The organism is Marinomonas sp. TI.3.20, from assembly GCF_038155025.1.
Lineage (GTDB): Bacteria > Pseudomonadota > Gammaproteobacteria > Pseudomonadales > Marinomonadaceae > Marinomonas > Marinomonas flavescens.
The window spans coordinates 1-321 of the sequence record NZ_JBAKAS010000096.1; the positions used below are offsets into that span (position 1 = coordinate 1).

Annotated in this window: 1 protein-coding gene; it reads left to right on the forward strand. The window is 55.8% G+C overall.

From position 1 onward, the window contains the following. On the forward strand, window positions 1-321 hold a 321-nt coding region (locus V6259_RS19730), incomplete at both ends, for a hypothetical protein (RefSeq protein ID WP_341585982.1).

Consider the following 321-nt stretch of genomic DNA (forward strand, 5'->3'; position numbering starts at 1 on the left):
ACGGCGTCTGGAGTGTGGCGGATGCGGATCTAAGTGGTCTGACCGACGGCACGATTACCGTCAGCGCTGTAGCAACTGATGATGCGGGCAATACGTCAACTAAAACGGATACGTTAGATTTAGACACGAGTGCGGACACCGACAGCAACTTCAGCGTGGCTGTGGCCGAAAGCGATGAAGTAACCAACGCAGACGAAGCGGACTCTGTTAGCGTGACCTTGGGTGGCGTGGACGCGGATGCACAAACCGTGAAAGTGACGTTCAGTGATGGCACCAACAACGTGGTTGTGGACGCGACACAAACTGACGGCGTCTGGAGTG